We start from the raw sequence: 15,947 nt of genomic DNA, 5'->3' as shown, positions 1-15,947 counted from the left end.
ATGGGGCGCGCCCTCATGTGAACGCATCCCTTACAGGTGGGGTCCATGGACGCTGTTCTTCTGCAAATACTTAACGGGCTCGACAAGGGCTCGGCCTATGCGCTGATCGCGCTTGGGCTCACATTGATCTTCGGCACGCTTGGCGTGGTTAACTTCGCTCATGGGGCGCTGTTCATGATCGGGGCCTTCTGCTCGGTCACGCTGCAACGGTTGCTGACGCTGAGTTTTGAGACCATCGACGAGACCCAGAAGGATTTTCTGGGAAATCCGCTGAAGGTCAAAACCCCCTATGTCGAAAACTGGTTCGGTCCCGAGATGGGACAGGCCATCATCGACTGGTCGGTGCCGCTGGCGATCCTCTTTGCGATCCCGGTGATGCTGTTGATCGGCTTTGTCATGGAACGCGGGTTGATCAAGCATTTCTACAAACGCCCCCATGCGGACCAGATCCTTGTGACCTTTGGCCTCGCCATCGTGCTGCAAGAGGTGGTCAAGTATTTCTACGGCGCCAACCCGATCCCCACGCCTGCGCCTGAAGTCTTCAAAGGCAGCTTTGACTTTGCGCCGCTCTTGGGCTTGGACACGTCGCTGGCCTACCCCTACTGGCGTCTGGTCTATTTCGGCTTTTCCACGGTTATCATCGCCGCCGTCTTTGCTTTCTTGCAATTCACCACCTTCGGCATGGTTGTCCGCGCCGGTATGGCGGACCGCGAGACCGTGGGCCTTCTGGGCATCGACATCGACCGCCGCTTTACCATCATGTTCGGCATCGCCGCAGCCGTGGCGGGGCTTGCGGGCGTCATGTATGCGCCGATCAACTCACCCAATTATCACATGGGCATGGACTTTCTGGTGCTGAGCTTCGTCGTCGTCGTGGTCGGCGGCATGGGCTCTCTGCCCGGCGCGGTGCTGGCGGGGTTCCTTTTGGGCATCCTCGAAAGTCTCGCCTCCATGAATGAAATCAAAAGCATCATCTACGGTATCGACCAGATCATCATCTACGTCGTTGCCATCGTGATCTTGCTGGTCCGCCCGCGTGGTCTGATGGGTCGCCGCGGCGTGATGGAGGAATAAGACATGTTCGGACTGGAAAAACGCGATACGCTTCTTCTGGGGGTCGTCGTCGTACTGACGCTATTCGCCCCCTTCCTCCTTAACCCTTTCCCGGCGAACTCCGCCTTGGCGCAGTTCAATGCGGGCTATCCCGACCTGATGCAGCGCTTTGTAATCTTTGGCATCTTCGCCATCGGGTTTAACATCCTCTTTGGGCTGACCGGCTACCTCTCCTTTGGCCATGCGGCCTTTCTGGGGGTCGGTTCTTACTCCGCCGTCTGGATGTTCAAACTGCTCAGCTACAACGTCGTGCCCGCCCTGGTGCTGGCCGTGATCATGGCAGGGCTGTTCTCGGCGCTCATCGGCTTTATCAGCCTGCGACGCTCGGGCATCTACTTCTCGATCCTCACGCTGGCCTTTGCGCAGATGTCGTTCAACCTCGCCTATTCGGTGCTGACACCGATCACCAATGGCGAGACGGGACTGCAGATCTACAACTCCGATCCGCAGTATCTCCAGTCTGTCGATGCACCGTCATTCCCCAACCTTTTCGGCGCGGCGATGAACTCTTCGACGACGCTGTTCTTCGGCGGTTGGACCTTTACCTTTTCCGTTGGCTACTACTTCTGCGCGATCTTCCTGATCCTCGCCTTCTATCTGGCGATCCGCATCTTCCGCTCGCCCTTTGGGATGATGCTGCGGGCGGTGAAGTCCAACCAGCAGCGGATGAACTACACGGGCCTGAACACCCGGCCCTACACGCTGGCAGCTTTTGTGATCTCTGGCATGTATGCCGGACTGGCCGGTGGCCTGCTGGCTGCGATGGACCCGCTGGCGGGGGCCGAGCGGATGCAGTGGACCGCCTCTGGTGAAGTGGTGCTGATGACCATCCTCGGCGGCGCGGGCACCTTGATCGGGCCGGTGCTGGGCGCAGGGTTCATCAAGTACTTTGAGAACATCTTTGCCAAGATCAACGACAACGTGCTGCACGGCTGGTTTGCCTTCATGCCCGACGGGTTGGAGGACGCGATGGTTGCGATCATCCACCCCTTCGTCGGCAAGGGCTGGCACCTCACGCTGGGCTTGTTGTTCATGCTGGTCGTGATCTTCCTGCCCGGTGGGCTGGTCGAAGGTGGCCAACGTCTGGGCCGCGTCTTCCGCCGCCGGGACAAGAACGCAGGCTCGGTCGAGGCCGACGCCGCCCAACGCCGCAGCGAAGCCGCAGAATAGGAGAGACATCATGTCCATTCTCGAAGTCAAAAATGTCGGCAAACGCTTTGGCGGTCTGCAGGCGCTGAGCGATGTGAACCTGAGCGTGGCGGAGAACTCCGTCCATGCGATCATCGGCCCCAACGGGGCGGGCAAATCCACCCTGCTGAACTGTCTGGTGGGCAAGCTTATCCCCGATACCGGCTCGGTCATGTTCGACGGCCAGTCGGTGCTGGGGCGCAAACCCTATGAGATCAACCAGATGGGCATCAGCCGCGTGTTCCAAACGCCTGAAATCTTTGGCGATCTCACGGTGATGGAGAACATGCTGATCCCCTGCCTTGCCAAACGCGACGGGGCATTCCAGCTCAACGGTTGGTCGCGCGTCGTGGGCCAGCAAGATGTGATCGACAAGGCCGAGGAAATGCTGCGCGACATGAACATGATCGACAAGCGGCACATGCATGCGGCGTCGCTCTCGCGGGGGGACAAGCGGCGGCTGGAGATCGCCATGTGCCTTGCCCAAGACCCACGCCTGCTGCTGCTTGACGAACCTACCGCGGGGATGGCGCGGGCCGATACCAACAACACGATCGACCTGCTGAAACAGATCAAGGACGAGCGCGACATCACCATCGCGATCATTGAACACGACATGCATGTGGTCTTTTCGCTGGCCGAGCGGATCACCGTGCTGGCCCAAGGCACGCCACTGGTCGAAGACACCCCCGACCGGATCAAGGGCCACCCCAAGGTCCGCGAAGCCTATCTGGGCGAGAGCCAAGACGCCGCCTGATCTATCCTGTTGCCGAACCCCAAGGACACCCCGATGAGCACCGACACGCTAGACAAAAACGCCAACCACGCCCAAACCGCCCCGGCCTTCCTCTCCGTCTGGGACATTCACGCCTATTACGGCGAGAGCTATATCGTGCAGGGAGTAAGCTTTAACGTCCACGAAGGCGAAATCCTCGCGCTGCTGGGCCGCAACGGGGCGGGCAAAACCTCGACCCTGCGGGCCATCTCAAGGGTCAGCGACCCGGAACTCAAGCGCGGCGAGATTTGGCTCGATCATCAACCGCTGCACAACATGGCCAGCCACCAAGCCTCGGCTGCGGGGCTGGCGCTGGTGCCCGAAGATCGGCGCATCATTTCTGGCCTCACGGTCGAAGAGAACCTCAAGCTGGCCCAGATCGCCCCGCCCATCGGCTGGTCACTCGACCGGCTCTATGACCTCTTCCCGCGCCTGCGCGAGCGGCGGAACCAAGAGGGGGTGACCCTTTCGGGCGGGGAACAACAGATGCTCGCCATTGCCCGCGCCTTGGCCCGCGACATTAAGGTGCTGCTGCTGGATGAACCCTACGAAGGTCTTGCCCCGGTGATCGTGGATGAGATCGAAAAGACGCTGGGGCTGATCAAGGCACAGGGCATCACCACCATTCTGGTTGAGCAGAACGCCGTGCGCGCCCTGAAACTGGCCGACCGTGCGGTGATCCTTGATACCGGCGGCGTGGTTTTTGACGGCACCGCGGCAGAGGTGTTGGACAATGCGGAACTGAGGGCTGAATACCTCGCGATCTGACCCCACGTGACCTTGACCCGCTGCGCAAAGAGGTGGCGCGGCCTCATTCTTGCGCCCCGGGGCCATTGCGCGGCAAAAAACCGATCCTACCTCCTAGACAACAGTTGGCTTTTCATGGCTTTGCCCATGCCCTATAAGCGAGCACAATCAATCGCGCAGCGACGGGCTGCTGGCCTGTCGAAATCTTCGAGGATCCAATGACAAAAAACACCCATGACAGTGACGTGGCCTTCATCAAGGCCCTCGCCGAGCTGCTGAACGAAAACGACCTGACAGAGCTTCAGGTGAAACGCGACTATGCCGAGGATGACAGCCTGAACGTGCGCGTCAGCCGCAAGCCGCCGCAGCAGGTCATGGCCGCCCCCCAGCAGCAATACCAAGCCGCCCCCGCGCCTGCCGCCGCACCGGCCCCCGCTGCTGCCGCGCCCGCCGCTTCGGCGCCTGCTGCCGACGCCGATCCGGCTGATCACCCGGGTGCTGTGACATCGCCCATGGTCGGCACCGTTTACCTGCAAGGTGAGCCGGGTGCGCCTGCGTTCATCTCCGTAGGCGCTTCGGTTTCCGAAGGTGACACGCTGCTCATCGTCGAGGCGATGAAAACCATGAACCACATCCCCGCGCCCCGCGCCGGCACCGTCAAGCGCATCCTCGTCGGCGACGGCGATGCCGTTGAATTCGGCGCCCCGCTGGTGATCCTGGAATAAGGGCCGGACATGTTCAGCAAAATCCTAGTCGCCAACCGGGGAGAGATCGCGCTGCGCGTCATCCGCGCGGCCCGCGAGATGGGCATCCAGACCGTCGCGGTGCATTCCACCGCCGACAGCGACGCGATGCATGTGCGCATGGCCGACGAATCCGTCTGCATCGGCCCGCCCTCCTCGACCCAATCCTACCTCTCGATCCCCGCGATCATCGCGGCCTGTGAAATCACCGGGGCCGAAGCGATTCACCCCGGCTACGGTTTCCTGTCGGAAAACGCAGGCTTTGTGCAGGTGATCGAAGACCACGGTCTGACCTTCATCGGCCCCACCGCCGAACACATCCGCGTCATGGGTGACAAGATCACCGCCAAGGACACGATGAAAAAGCTCGGCGTGCCTTGCGTGCCCGGCTCGGATGGTGGCGTCGCATCGCTCGAAGACGCCAAGCGCTTGGGCGAAGAGATCGGCTATCCGGTCATCATCAAGGCCACGGCAGGCGGCGGCGGCAAGGGCATGAAAGTCGCCCAAACCGCCAAAGACATGGAAAAAGCCTTCCAGACCGCGCGGGCCGAGGGGAAGTCGAACTTCGGCAATGACGAAGTCTATATCGAAAAATACCTCACCACCCCGCGCCACATCGAGATTCAGGTCTTTGGGGATGGTAAGGGCAACGCGGTCCATCTGGGCGAGCGCGACTGCTCGCTGCAACGCCGCCACCAGAAGGTTTTCGAAGAGGCCCCCGGCCCCTCGATCACCGAAGAGGAACGCGCGCGGATCGGTAAGGTCTGTGCCGACGCGGTGGCCAATATCAACTACATCGGCGCGGGCACGATCGAATTCCTCTATGAGAATGGCGAGTTCTATTTCATCGAAATGAACACCCGCCTTCAGGTGGAACATCCCGTGACCGAGGCGATCTTTGGCGTCGATCTGGTGCGCGAACAGATTCGCGTTGCCGAAGGGCTGCCGATGTCCTTTACCCAAGACGATCTGACCATCAATGGCCATGCCATTGAGGTCCGCATCAACGCCGAGAAACTGCCGAACTTCGCGCCCTGCCCGGGCAAGATCACGCAGTATCACGCCCCCGGCGGGCTTGGCGTGCGGATGGATTCCGCGCTTTATGATGGCTATTCGATCCCGCCCTATTACGATAGCCTCATCGGTAAGCTGATCGTGCATGGCCGCGACCGCCCCGAAGCGCTGGCGCGTCTCGGGCGGGCCTTGGGCGAGCTGATCGTCGACGGTGTCGATACCACCGTGCCGCTGTTCCACGCGCTGCTGGCCGAAGAAGACGTGCAGTCGGGCGGCTACAACATCCACTGGCTTGAGCATTGGCTGGAAACCAACCTCGGCAACGCCTGACGTCTGATGTCGGAGCTTACGCCCGAGATCCTGCTGCACGGCTATTCCATAGGGATATTCCCTATGGCCGAACACCGCGACGACCCAGAAATTTTCTGGGTCGATCCGCGGCGTCGGGGGGTCATGCCGCTCAATGGCTTCCACATCTCGCGCTCGCTCGCCCGCGCGATGCGGCGCAGCAGTTTTCACCACACGATCAACCGTGATTTCGATGGTGTCGTCGCCGGTTGCGCTGACCGCGAAGACACATGGATCAACGCCGAGATCACCGCCCTCTACACCGCGCTGCACCACGCAGGCCACGCCCATTCGCTTGAGGTTTGGGAGGGCACAGCACTGGTGGGCGGGGTCTATGGCGTAACGCTAGGCCGCGCGTTTTTTGGTGAAAGCATGTTCTCCCGCCGGACCAACGCCTCAAAAATGGCGCTGGCGGCGCTGGTGGATCGGCTGCGCCATGCGGGTTTTACCCTCTTTGACACGCAGTTTCTGACCGATCACCTTGCCTCTCTCGGGGCGCAAGAGATCAGCCGCGCGGAATATCACGCGCAGCTTGATGTGGCCAAACGCGGCACTGCACGGTTCGACGCAGGGGGATTAACCAGTTTTCAGGACGTGCTGCAGCGCATGACCCAGATGTCATAGCGAAAATGCTCCAGCGCGTGCAGCGCCGGGGCCGAGGCGATCATCCAGCCAGAAAAAAGCGCGCCGCTGCTGCCCTCTTCGGTGATCTCAAGCGCGGCATAGGCATTGGCCGCCGGATCGCCCGCCGGATAGCGGCAATCAACCATGGAAATCTGCAAATTGCCCAAGGAAAGGCTGTCGCCCTTGGCAATCTCCAGATCGATCGTATCGCCGGAAATCTTGTCCAAAGCGCGCAAAACGCCACCCGTGGCACTGGCGATCTCTGCGCCCTCTTGGGCATGCAGCGGCGCGGCCAACAAAAGCGCGGCCAAGAGAAGCTTTTTCATTCATCCACCCGGATTGCGTGAAACTTGGGGCCGCACCTCAGGCGCGGCCAACCGATCATTCAGGCTGCCAGGCCTCATAGTCCTTACGCTCGACAGGTTCGGCGCGGCGCAGCGACCCGGCGGGCGCATAGGCCATGGCGGTGCCAGTGCGATTCTCGACATGCGCCTTTTCCCACGGCTTGTGGATCAGCGGCTTGTCGGTCGGCGGCTCGTCCCATGTCCGGTGCAGCCAGCCATGCCAATCTGGGCTCACGCGGCTGGCCTCGGCTTCGCCGTTGAAAATGACCCAGCGTTTGCTGTCATCGGCGTTGCGGTAATAGATATTGCCCTGCGCGTCTTCGCCCACCTTGCTGCCCTTGCGCCAAGTGAAAAGCTGGGTGTTCAGCGTCTGGCCGTTCCACCAAGTGACGCCGCGCAGAAGTGAATTGAGAATGCCCATCGAGGTCTCCGTTCCTGTTGTCCGTTATATGCACCATGGAGGCTTTGGCGTCCAGCCTCGCCGCAAAGGAGCTTGGCGCGCGGGCGACCTCTGGCTAGGGTTGGGAAAACGAAAGAGGGCAGCGATGACTGAGGCAAGTGGGGCCGCACCGACAGCGGCAGCGGCGGAATGTCATGGCATCAAGGTGCCCCAGTCCCCCTTTTTGAACGAGACGCGCATCCAGCGGATCAATGCAGGCCGCTACGAGCGCCAAGAGATCGATGGCGCGCTGGCTGTCGTCCGCCCCGGTGACCGGGTGCTTGAGATGGGCGCGGGTCTGGGGCTTGTGGGTGCCATCGTCGCCAAAAAGGCCGCGCCCGAAGCGGTGCTGTCGTTCGAAGCAAACCCAAACCTGATCCCCCACATCCACGCGCTCTATGCGCTCAACGGGCTTCAGGAAGAAATCACTCTTCGCAATCAAGTGGTGATCTCGGCCCCCGACCGGCCGGAAACCCTGCCGTTTCACCTGCGCAGCTCTTTCCTCGGCTCCTCTCTTATCGATAGCGACATGCGTGAAACGACGCAGGTTCAGGTGCCCACCGCAAGCTTTGACGACATCCGCCGCAACTTTAAACCTGATGTGCTGTTAATGGACATCGAAGGGGGTGAATTGGAGTTTCTGCGCCATGCCGCGCTCGACGGGCTGCGCGCCGTGGTGATGGAGTTCCACCCCGAGGCCTATGGCCGCGAGGGGATGCGCGAGTGCAAACGCATCCTTGAACGCGCCGGATTTCGCAAATCACCGGGGCATTGCACCCGGCAGGTCTGGGCCTGTACCTTTGATCCCGCCGAGCGCCCGCCCGTCCCAGAGGGGGGCTGGTCGACCGAGATCACGACCTTAAATAATGCGCTGGTCATCCTGCCTGAGGATAGCGGGTTGGTGCAGCCCGCCGGGGTGTTGCACAGCGATGGACGGCCCTGCCCTCAAGCCGCACTTTGGCGCAATGGCCGCGCGCTGACCACGCCGCCAGAAGCACCGCAGGGCAAGGTGGCGGAGCGCAGGGGCACATGGCTTTGGGGTGGTGTCCTCTGGCTGCATTTCGGGCATTTCTTGGTTGAAAGCACCGCGCGTCTTTGGGCGCTGTATCACCTTGAAGAAGAAATCGACGGCATTCTCTTTATCCCCAAACGCCCCCGCAACGGCGGAGAGGTTGCAGGGTATCAGCGTGATTTCCTTGCCCTTCTTGGCTGCGATAAGCCGCTGGTGAGTTTAGACGTACCGACACGGGTCGAGCGGTTGATCGTACCGGGGCAAGGCTTTGGTCTGGGAAGTTTGATCACCGGCACAGAACCCTACCGCAAAACCATCGCCAATCGGTTCGCGCAAGAGATCGCGCCCGAGGGGCCAGAGAAGCTCTATATCAGCCGCAGTAAATTGCCCGCAGGGCGCGGCAATCTAATCGGTGAAGAGGCGTTGGAAACCTATCTGGCGGCGCAGGGCTACACCGTCTTTCACCCCGAGAAACACGGGCTGCGCGAACAGATCGCGGTCTATAAGGCGGCAAAGCAGATCATCGCCGCCGAAGGGTCGGCCTTGCACCTTTTGGGAATGGTCGCCCAGCCCGCGCAGCAAGTGGCCATCGTCGTGCGCCGCCCGTCCTCTGCCACGCGCGGGTTGGAACAGCACCTGCAGAGTTTCGCGGGGATCACCACCGCCACGCTCTGCCACCTTACCCGCTCGTGGAAACCACTCGGCAAGGCCAAGGCGCGGCTTTGGATGGGGGAGCTGGATATGCCCGCGTTGCAAGATAGCTTGCGTGAGACGGGTTTTATCGACGACAGCGGACCGCGTTGGGCAAACCTTGATCCCGCAGAGGTGCGCGCCCGGCTGGGGGATGACTTTGAACTGGTGCCCGAGAAAGACTAGCCTTCTACCCCCGTGCGCAGCATCGCGGTGACTTCGATCTCAATGCGGTATTTGGGGTCAATCAGCCCGCATTCGATCATCGTCGCCGCAGGCGGGGTCGCGCCAAATGCCGCGCGCAAAAGCGGCCAGCAAGGTTCAAACTCCGTAGCGTCGGGCAGCATGTAGGTGACGCGGACCACATGGGCGAAATCACTGCCCGCCTCTGCCAGTGCCCGCTCAATCGTCGCCAATGCGGCTGCGCATTGCGCTTTGACACCAGCCCCTTCACCGACGCAGCCCGAAACATAGACCATGCCGCCCGCCATCACGGCGCGGCTGTAGCCGATCTTTTCCTCATAGGCGCCGCCCGATGAAATCCGCTTCATGATCATCCCTTTCATGCAAAAGGGCGGACCCTTTGGCCCGCCCTCTATCTTTCTGCCTCGCGTCGGATCTTAGCCCGCGCTGGCTGGTTCTTTGCTTTCGCTGTCGGCGTGGATCATCAGCGGTTTGGCCTCGGATGTGACGGCCTCTTCGTTGACGACCACTTCGGTCACCGTCTCCAGCCCCGGCAGTTCGAACATCGTATCCAGCAGGATGTCTTCGAGGATGGAGCGCAGGCCCCGCGCGCCGGTTTTCCGTTCAATCGCGCGTTTGGCAATCGCCTGCAGCGCGTCATCGGTGAAGGTCAGCTGCGTGTCTTCCAGTTCGAACAGACGCTGGTATTGCTTGACCAAAGCGTTCTTCGGCTCGGTCAGAATGGTGACCAGCGCGTCTTCGTCCAGATCTTCGAGCGTTGCCAGAACCGGCAGACGACCGACGAATTCCGGGATCAGACCGAACTTCAACAGGTCCTCCGGCTCAAGATCAGTGAAAATCTCACCGATGCCGCGCGCGTCATTGTCACGCACGTCAGCGCCAAAGCCCATGGCTGAACCCTTGCCCCGCGCCGCGATAATCTTGTCGAGGCCCGCAAAGGCACCGCCGCAGATGAAGAGGATGTTGGTCGTGTCCACCTGCAGGAATTCCTGCTGTGGATGCTTGCGCCCGCCTTGCGGGGGCACAGAGGCCACGGTGCCTTCCATCAGTTTCAGCAGCGCCTGCTGCACGCCCTCGCCCGAGACATCACGGGTGATGCTGGGGTTTTCGGACTTCCGCGTGATCTTGTCGACCTCGTCGATATAGACGATGCCGCGCTGCGCACGTTCCACGTTATACTCAGACGATTGCAGCAGTTTGAGAATGATGTTCTCCACATCCTCGCCCACATAACCGGCTTCGGTCAGCGTGGTCGCATCGGCCATGGTGAAAGGCACATCCAAAATGCGCGCCAGCGTTTGGGCCAGCAGCGTCTTGCCGCAGCCGGTGGGGCCGATCAGCAGGATGTTGGATTTCGCCAATTCGATATCGCCGCCCTTTTGGGCGTGGTTCAACCGTTTGTAGTGGTTGTGGACCGCCACCGAGAGCACGCGCTTGGCCATCGCCTGACCGATCACGTAATCGTCCAGCACGCCGCAAATGTCGCGGGGTGTCGGCACGCCGTCGGTCGCCTTGAGGCCCGAGGCTTTGGTCTCTTCTCGGATGATGTCCATGCACAGCTCGACGCATTCGTCACAGATGAACACGGTCGGCCCCGCAATCAGCTTGCGCACCTCGTGCTGGCTCTTGCCGCAAAAGCTACAGTAGAGCGTATTTTTGCTGTCGTTGCCGGAATTATTCGCCATCTCAAACCTTTCAGGTCTGTCGTGTATGTTCGCCCCGAACGTGAGGCTGCGAGATTTGGCCTCAAGCTTAGGCCAGTGATCCCGGCGCTACAATCGTAAAATATGCAGCGCCGGGCCCCTCTATTACTTGTCTTTCTTGTCCTTACCGCTGGCAGCGGCATCATCTGCCTTGCCACGGCTCTCGACGATCTCGTCCAAGTGGCCCCATTCTTTAGCTTCTTCAGGGGTCATCCAAAGATCACGGTCGAGCGCCTTTTGCACGACATCCAGCGGCTGGCCGGAGTGTTTGACATAGAGCTGATACATCCGCTCACGAGTGCGCTCGATATGGCGGGCCGAGATCAGGATATCTTCGGCCATGCCTTGCGAGCCGCCCGACGGCTGGTGGATCATGACTTCGGCGTTGGGCAGCGCGAAACGCATGCCCTTTTCGCCGCCAATCGCGATGACCGACCCCATGGAGGCCGCCATGCCACAGATCAGAGTAGAGACCTTGGGTTTGATGTATTGCATCGTGTCATAGATCGACAGGCCCGCCGTCACTTCGCCACCGGGCGAGTTGATGTACATGCTGATTTCCTTGGTCGGGTTCTCCGCCTCAAGGTGCAGCAACTGGGCGACGACCAGATGGCTCATCCCGCTGTGGATCGGGCCGTTGACGAAAATAATCCGCTCTTTCAGCAAGCGCGAGAAGATGTCGTAGGACCGCTCGCCCCGGCTGGTTTGCTCAACCACCATCGGGACAAGCGTATTCATATAGGTGTTGATCGGATCGTTCATGCGTGCCTGCCTCAGTTCCTGTTCGCGGGACCATACCCGCAAAACTGTTACCCAGAGATTAGTCCCCCCGGTATGGGGGTTCAAGGGGGGCAGGCACGTCAGTTTTCTCTAATCGCCTCAATCACTCCGACGCATCACGCAGGTAGGCGATCAGAGCGGCGATGTCTTCTTCTTTGCGCACACCGGGGAAGGACATTTTCGTGCCTTTCATATAGCCTTTGGGGCTGGCCAAAAACGCACTTAGCTCACTTTCGGTCCAGACCAGCCCGGCCTCGGCGGCGGCGGCCATCGGTTTGGAATATCGGAACCCATCGACCGCGCCCGCCGGGCCATCCACGATGCCGTTCAGCACCGGTCCGACGCGGTTCTTGGCCTTGGCGCCGATCTGGTGGCAAGATTTGCATTTGCGGAACACCTTTTCACCGGCTTTGATAACCGCCGGGTCGGCGGCAGGAGCCTCGGCGACCTCAACCGCCGGTGCCTCGGCGGTCGGCGCTTCGGGGGTGGGTTCGGCGGCTTGTGCCTCTTCGGCCTTGGCGGCGGCTTTGGCGGCGGTTTCTTCGGGCGTTACATCCAGCACAGCGGCGCGCATGGTGATTTCGACCGATGGTTTGCAGTCGCTCATGCAGGGCTCTTCTTTAAAGGCCGCAAACTCCACCTCTGCCCGGTCATCGGGCTTGAACGCCTCCTCATTCGGCAGACGCGCTTCGGCAAAGTTGTCCGAAGAAAGCACGAAATCCTCGTCCACCTCATCGTTGAGATAAAGCAGATAGGCCGTGATCGCATAGACCTCATCATCGGTCAGCGACTGTGCATCGCCAAAGGGCATTGCCCGGTTGATGTAGTCGTAAACCGTTGAAAGATATGGCCAATAGCTGCCGATCGTCTTGACGGGGCGCGCATCGCTCAAGCTGCCCTGCCCGCCCGCCAGCACCGGCCAGCGGCCCGTGCCTTCGCCAAAGACCCCGTGACAGGCCGAGCATTTCTCGGTGTAGATTTTATCTCCGGTCAGCACATCGCCGCTGCCCGCAGGCAGGCCCAGACCGTCGGGGCGCACGTCGATGTCCCAAAGGGCGATTTCCTCGGGCGTGGCGGTTCGGCCAAGGCCCAGAGGCTCGGCGGCAAGGGGGCTGGCCATGGCGCTGGCCAGCAGCGCAAGTTTAAGAAATCTCGACATTTTCGGCCTTTCCGTCAGCGTCAACAGCCCAAGTCTGGATGCCGTTGTTGTGGTAGATCGAATTCTCACCCCGGATCTCGCGTAGGGCATTTTTTGTAGGCTGGACATAACCGCTGCTGTCATGCGCGCGGCTTTGCAACAGCAGCGGTTTTCCGTCCCATTCGAAATCATAGTAAAAGCGGTGCAGTGCCTTGGGCGTGCTCGGACCATCCATCCGTGCCTCATGCCAAGTGATGCCACCGTCGATGGTCACATCGACACGCGGGATCGTGCCCCGGCCCGACCACGCCAGACCCGTCAGAACGGTCGGCCCCGGCCCATGGGTGATCGGCGCCTGTGGGCTGGGGCTGGTGATGACCGATTTCGCGTCCATCTCCCAGGTAAAGCGCCGCGCCACGCCGTCGGCCATGAGGTCGGTATATTTGCTGGTTTCTTCGCGGTGGTGCCAAGGTTGATCGCCCACTTCGAGGCGGCGCAGCCATTTGACCCACATGTTGCCTTCCCAGCCGGGCACGACCAGCCGCACCGGGTAGCCCTGTTCGGGGCGCAGCGCCTCGCCGTTCATCTTGAAGGCGACAAGGCAATCGTCGAGCGCCTTTTCCATCGGGATCGAGCGAGTCATGGCGGCGGCATCGGCCCCCTCGGCAAGCAGCCACTTGCCTTCAGGCTTGATCCCCGCCTCTTCCAGCACCAGCCGCAGCGGCACGCCGGTGTACATGACGTTATGGATCATGCCGTGGGTAAACTGGCAGCCATTAAGCTGTGAGCCGCGCCACTCCATCCCGGAATTCGCCGCGCATTCCAGGAAGTAGACGTGGTTCTGCCGGGGAAAACGTTTGAGGTCTTCCATGGTCAGCACCAAGGGCTTGTCGACCAACCCGTGGATCATCAACCGATGCTGGGCCGGATCAACGCGGGCAACGCCAGAGTGGTGCCGCTCGAAACACAGTCCATTGGGGGTGATCGTCCCGTCGAGGTCATGCAGCGGCGTGAAGTTGATCGAACTTACCGGATCGGCGGTGAGCCACTCCACGGTGCGGCGTTTCACATCCGCCTCATGCGGTGATGGCATCCCGTAAGGCGCGGCATCAACGCCGTCGCCCAATTCCTGCATCCACGGATGAATGGCAATTGCCGGGTCCGTCTGGGCGCTGGCGCGGCCCGCCAGCGTCCCTGCGGCCACCGCCCCTGCCCCTGTCAGAAAGGCACGGCGCGATGGCCCAGTTTGGTTTTCGTCGGTCATGTCGTGGCCCTCACATATTCAAATTCATTTTATTGAATTTGTTGGTGCGTGAGAACCCCTATTCTGCTTTTTCTCAGTCTGGCAGAACGATTTCCACTGGCGTGCGTGCGCCATCGGAAACCGTTCCCAATTTAGCGATATGGCTTTCGACCACATCCCAAATCGGCGGCCCTTCGGTGCCCTCGTTGACAGAGGCCCATCCGGCGACGACATAGTTCCGCTGCGGGTCAATCGGCTCACCGGAACTGAGCAAGGTCATGTCGCTGATCCGCTCACCCTGCGGCTTGGCGATGTCCATCTTAAAGCCCATGCCGCCGACGCGCACCATGTCGCCGCCCTGCTGGTAATAGGGGTCGGGGTTGAACAGGTTGTCACCTACGTCCTCCAGCACGACTTTCAGGAATTCCCCTGTCATTTCCGTGCGGTAGGCATTGGGATAGGTCATCGAGGTTACGTTAAAGATATCTTCGCGCGTAATGTCTTGGCCCGGCAGGATCGACGGCCCCCACCGCACACCGGGGCTCAGCGCGATCTCGGCATCGCGTTCACTCAGCAGCGCGTCGCAGATGAGGTCGTCCCATGTGCCGTTGAAGTTACCCCGACGGTAGAGCAGCGCATCTGACTGCCCGACCACATGGGTCAACTCATCCAGATAAGGCGCGCGCTGCGCGTCGATCAGCTTGGCCACCTCCGCATCGGGCGTGATGAGGTCCGAGAAGATCGGGATCAGCTTGTGCCGGATGCCCATCATCTTGCCATCGCGCACGTCCAGATCAACGCGGGAAACGAATTTGCCATTCGAGCCAGAGGCGATGATATGCGTCTGCCCCACCAGCACCGGTTCGGGCAGCGCGTCATGGGTATGGCCCGAGAGGATCACGTCGATTCCCTTGACGATCCCGGCCATCTTCTTGTCGACATCAAAGCCATTGTGGCTGAGACAAACGACCAGTTCGGCACCCTGCGCGCGGACCTCGTCGACCATCTCCTGCATATGCTCGTCGCGGATGCCAAAGGAATATTCGGGGAACATCCAGCCGGGGTTGGCGATGGGCATGTAGGGAAAAGCCTGCCCGATCACGGCGATCTTCACGCCACCGCGCTCGAAAAACTCATAGGGTTTGAACAGTTCCGCAGGCTCGTCCCATTCAGCATCAAAGATGTTCTGGCCAAGGGCGGCAAAGGGCAGCCCCTCGACAATCTCCTGCACCCGTTCCGACCCCAACGTAAACTCCCAATGGAAGGTCATCGCATCGGGCTTCAGCGCGTTCATCACGTTGACCATGTCCTGACCTTGGGTCTTGAGACAGGTCATCGAGCCGTGCCACGTATCCCCGCCGTCCAGAAGCAGCGCATCAGGGCGGTCGGCGCGGATGGCGTTCAGCACCGTCGCCACGCGGTCAAGCCCACCCACCTTGCCGTAGGCCTGCGCTTGGGCGACGAAATCGTCATAGGTCAGCGCGTAGTCCAAAGGCGTGCCACCGCCGATGCCGTAGCGGATGCGGAAATCCTCGCCGGTGATATGGGGCACCTTGCCGCGGTTCTCGCCGACGCCGATGTTGACCGATGGCTCGCGGAAATAGATCGGTTTCAGTTGCGCGTGAATGTCGGTGACATGCATCAGGGTGACATTGCCGAACTTCTCAAACTCCAAGAGCGCGTCCTGATCAAAGCGGTCCTGCGCCGCCAACCGCGCCCAGTTGCCGAAGCCCGAGCCGCCGTAGATGGAGGCCGCAGCCATAGACATTTGCAAAAAATCGCGGCGAGACAGCATGTTACGCTCCATCACTTGAAAACAGGGACAGGCCCCGCCCCCTCGTG

General features: G+C 60.9%; 16 protein-coding genes. 8 read left to right on the top strand and 8 right to left on the bottom strand.

Annotation, left to right across the window (positions count from 1 at the left end; all coding sequences use genetic code 11):
• Nucleotides 1-45: 45 nt before the first annotated feature.
• The 7 genes from K3758_RS07910 to aat all read left to right on the top strand — a co-directional run bounded on the left by K3758_RS07910 (nucleotide 46) and on the right by aat (nucleotide 6,552).
• Complete coding sequence (locus K3758_RS07910) at nucleotides 46-1,074, top strand: branched-chain amino acid ABC transporter permease (protein ID WP_067628328.1); 1,029 nt, start codon at nucleotides 46-48, stop codon at nucleotides 1,072-1,074.
• A gap of 3 nt (nucleotides 1,075-1,077) precedes the next feature.
• A complete protein-coding gene (locus K3758_RS07905) occupies nucleotides 1,078-2,283 on the top strand; it encodes a branched-chain amino acid ABC transporter permease (protein ID WP_259949687.1) in 1,206 nt (401 codons plus the stop codon).
• A gap of 10 nt (nucleotides 2,284-2,293) precedes the next feature.
• Nucleotides 2,294-3,058: an ABC transporter ATP-binding protein gene (locus tag K3758_RS07900; protein ID WP_120350854.1), complete on the top strand. Its 765-nt coding sequence runs from the start codon at nucleotides 2,294-2,296 to the stop codon at nucleotides 3,056-3,058.
• A gap of 33 nt (nucleotides 3,059-3,091) precedes the next feature.
• The gene (locus K3758_RS07895) at nucleotides 3,092-3,844 is read left to right on the top strand and encodes an ABC transporter ATP-binding protein (protein WP_067628335.1); all 753 of its coding nucleotides are present in this window, start codon (nucleotides 3,092-3,094) and stop codon (nucleotides 3,842-3,844) included.
• A 197-nt stretch (nucleotides 3,845-4,041) separates the two neighbouring features.
• Complete coding sequence (gene accB, locus K3758_RS07890; protein ID WP_259949680.1) at nucleotides 4,042-4,548, top strand: acetyl-CoA carboxylase biotin carboxyl carrier protein; 507 nt, start codon at nucleotides 4,042-4,044, stop codon at nucleotides 4,546-4,548.
• 9 nt (nucleotides 4,549-4,557) lie between these two features.
• Nucleotides 4,558-5,910, top strand: coding sequence for an acetyl-CoA carboxylase biotin carboxylase subunit (gene accC / locus K3758_RS07885; protein WP_259949654.1), 1,353 nt, complete (start codon nucleotides 4,558-4,560; stop codon nucleotides 5,908-5,910).
• Nucleotides 5,911-5,916: 6 nt separating this feature from the next.
• Nucleotides 5,917-6,552, top strand: a complete 636-nt coding sequence (gene aat / locus K3758_RS07880; protein ID WP_259949640.1) for a leucyl/phenylalanyl-tRNA--protein transferase — start codon at nucleotides 5,917-5,919, stop codon at nucleotides 6,550-6,552.
• Here the strand turns inward: aat and K3758_RS07875 are convergent.
• Complete coding sequence (locus K3758_RS07875; protein ID WP_259949637.1) at nucleotides 6,516-6,878, bottom strand: DUF2155 domain-containing protein; 363 nt, start codon at nucleotides 6,876-6,878, stop codon at nucleotides 6,516-6,518. The genes aat and K3758_RS07875 overlap by 37 nt on opposite strands.
• 55 nt (nucleotides 6,879-6,933) lie before the next feature.
• On the bottom strand, nucleotides 6,934-7,317 hold the full coding sequence (locus tag K3758_RS07870; protein ID WP_067628344.1) for an NADH:ubiquinone oxidoreductase subunit NDUFA12: 384 nt from the start codon (nucleotides 7,315-7,317) through the stop codon (nucleotides 6,934-6,936).
• Between the two features lie 124 nt (nucleotides 7,318-7,441).
• Between K3758_RS07870 and K3758_RS07865 the strand changes: the two genes are divergently transcribed.
• Entirely contained in the window at nucleotides 7,442-9,223 is a 1,782-nt protein-coding gene (locus tag K3758_RS07865; protein WP_259949634.1) for an FkbM family methyltransferase, read from the top strand.
• On the opposite strand, the gene K3758_RS07860 is transcribed toward K3758_RS07865, so the two are convergent.
• The 6 genes from K3758_RS07860 to soxB all read right to left on the bottom strand — a co-directional run bounded on the left by K3758_RS07860 (nucleotide 9,220) and on the right by soxB (nucleotide 15,900).
• The gene (locus K3758_RS07860; RefSeq protein WP_259950026.1) at nucleotides 9,220-9,594 is read right to left on the bottom strand and encodes a Rid family hydrolase; all 375 of its coding nucleotides are present in this window, start codon (nucleotides 9,592-9,594) and stop codon (nucleotides 9,220-9,222) included. The two genes, K3758_RS07865 and K3758_RS07860, sit on opposite strands and share 4 nt — an antisense overlap.
• 63 nt (nucleotides 9,595-9,657) lie before the next feature.
• Entirely contained in the window at nucleotides 9,658-10,926 is a 1,269-nt protein-coding gene (gene clpX / locus K3758_RS07855; RefSeq protein WP_067939575.1) for an ATP-dependent Clp protease ATP-binding subunit ClpX, read from the bottom strand.
• A gap of 123 nt (nucleotides 10,927-11,049) precedes the next feature.
• The gene (locus tag K3758_RS07850; protein ID WP_259949629.1) at nucleotides 11,050-11,706 is read right to left on the bottom strand and encodes an ATP-dependent Clp protease proteolytic subunit; all 657 of its coding nucleotides are present in this window, start codon (nucleotides 11,704-11,706) and stop codon (nucleotides 11,050-11,052) included.
• Nucleotides 11,707-11,827: 121 nt separating this feature from the next.
• Nucleotides 11,828-12,883 carry a c-type cytochrome gene (locus K3758_RS07845; RefSeq protein ID WP_259949626.1) on the bottom strand — a complete coding sequence of 352 codons (1,056 nt, stop codon included), beginning with the start codon at nucleotides 12,881-12,883 and terminating at the stop codon, nucleotides 11,828-11,830.
• Nucleotides 12,867-14,126 carry a sulfite dehydrogenase gene (gene soxC / locus K3758_RS07840; protein WP_259949624.1) on the bottom strand — a complete coding sequence of 420 codons (1,260 nt, stop codon included), beginning with the start codon at nucleotides 14,124-14,126 and terminating at the stop codon, nucleotides 12,867-12,869. Before soxC ends, K3758_RS07845 begins: the two co-directional genes overlap by 17 nt.
• Nucleotides 14,127-14,199: 73 nt before the next feature.
• Complete coding sequence (gene soxB, locus K3758_RS07835; protein WP_259949622.1) at nucleotides 14,200-15,900, bottom strand: thiosulfohydrolase SoxB; 1,701 nt, start codon at nucleotides 15,898-15,900, stop codon at nucleotides 14,200-14,202.
• Nucleotides 15,901-15,947: the final 47 nt, after the last annotated feature.

Source organism: Sulfitobacter sp. W002 (assembly GCF_025142135.1).
In the GTDB taxonomy this organism is placed as follows: Bacteria; Pseudomonadota; Alphaproteobacteria; order Rhodobacterales; family Rhodobacteraceae; genus Sulfitobacter; species Sulfitobacter profundi.
Note: the sequence above shows the minus strand (reverse complement) of the source record. Positions and strands in the feature narration are given on the sequence as shown.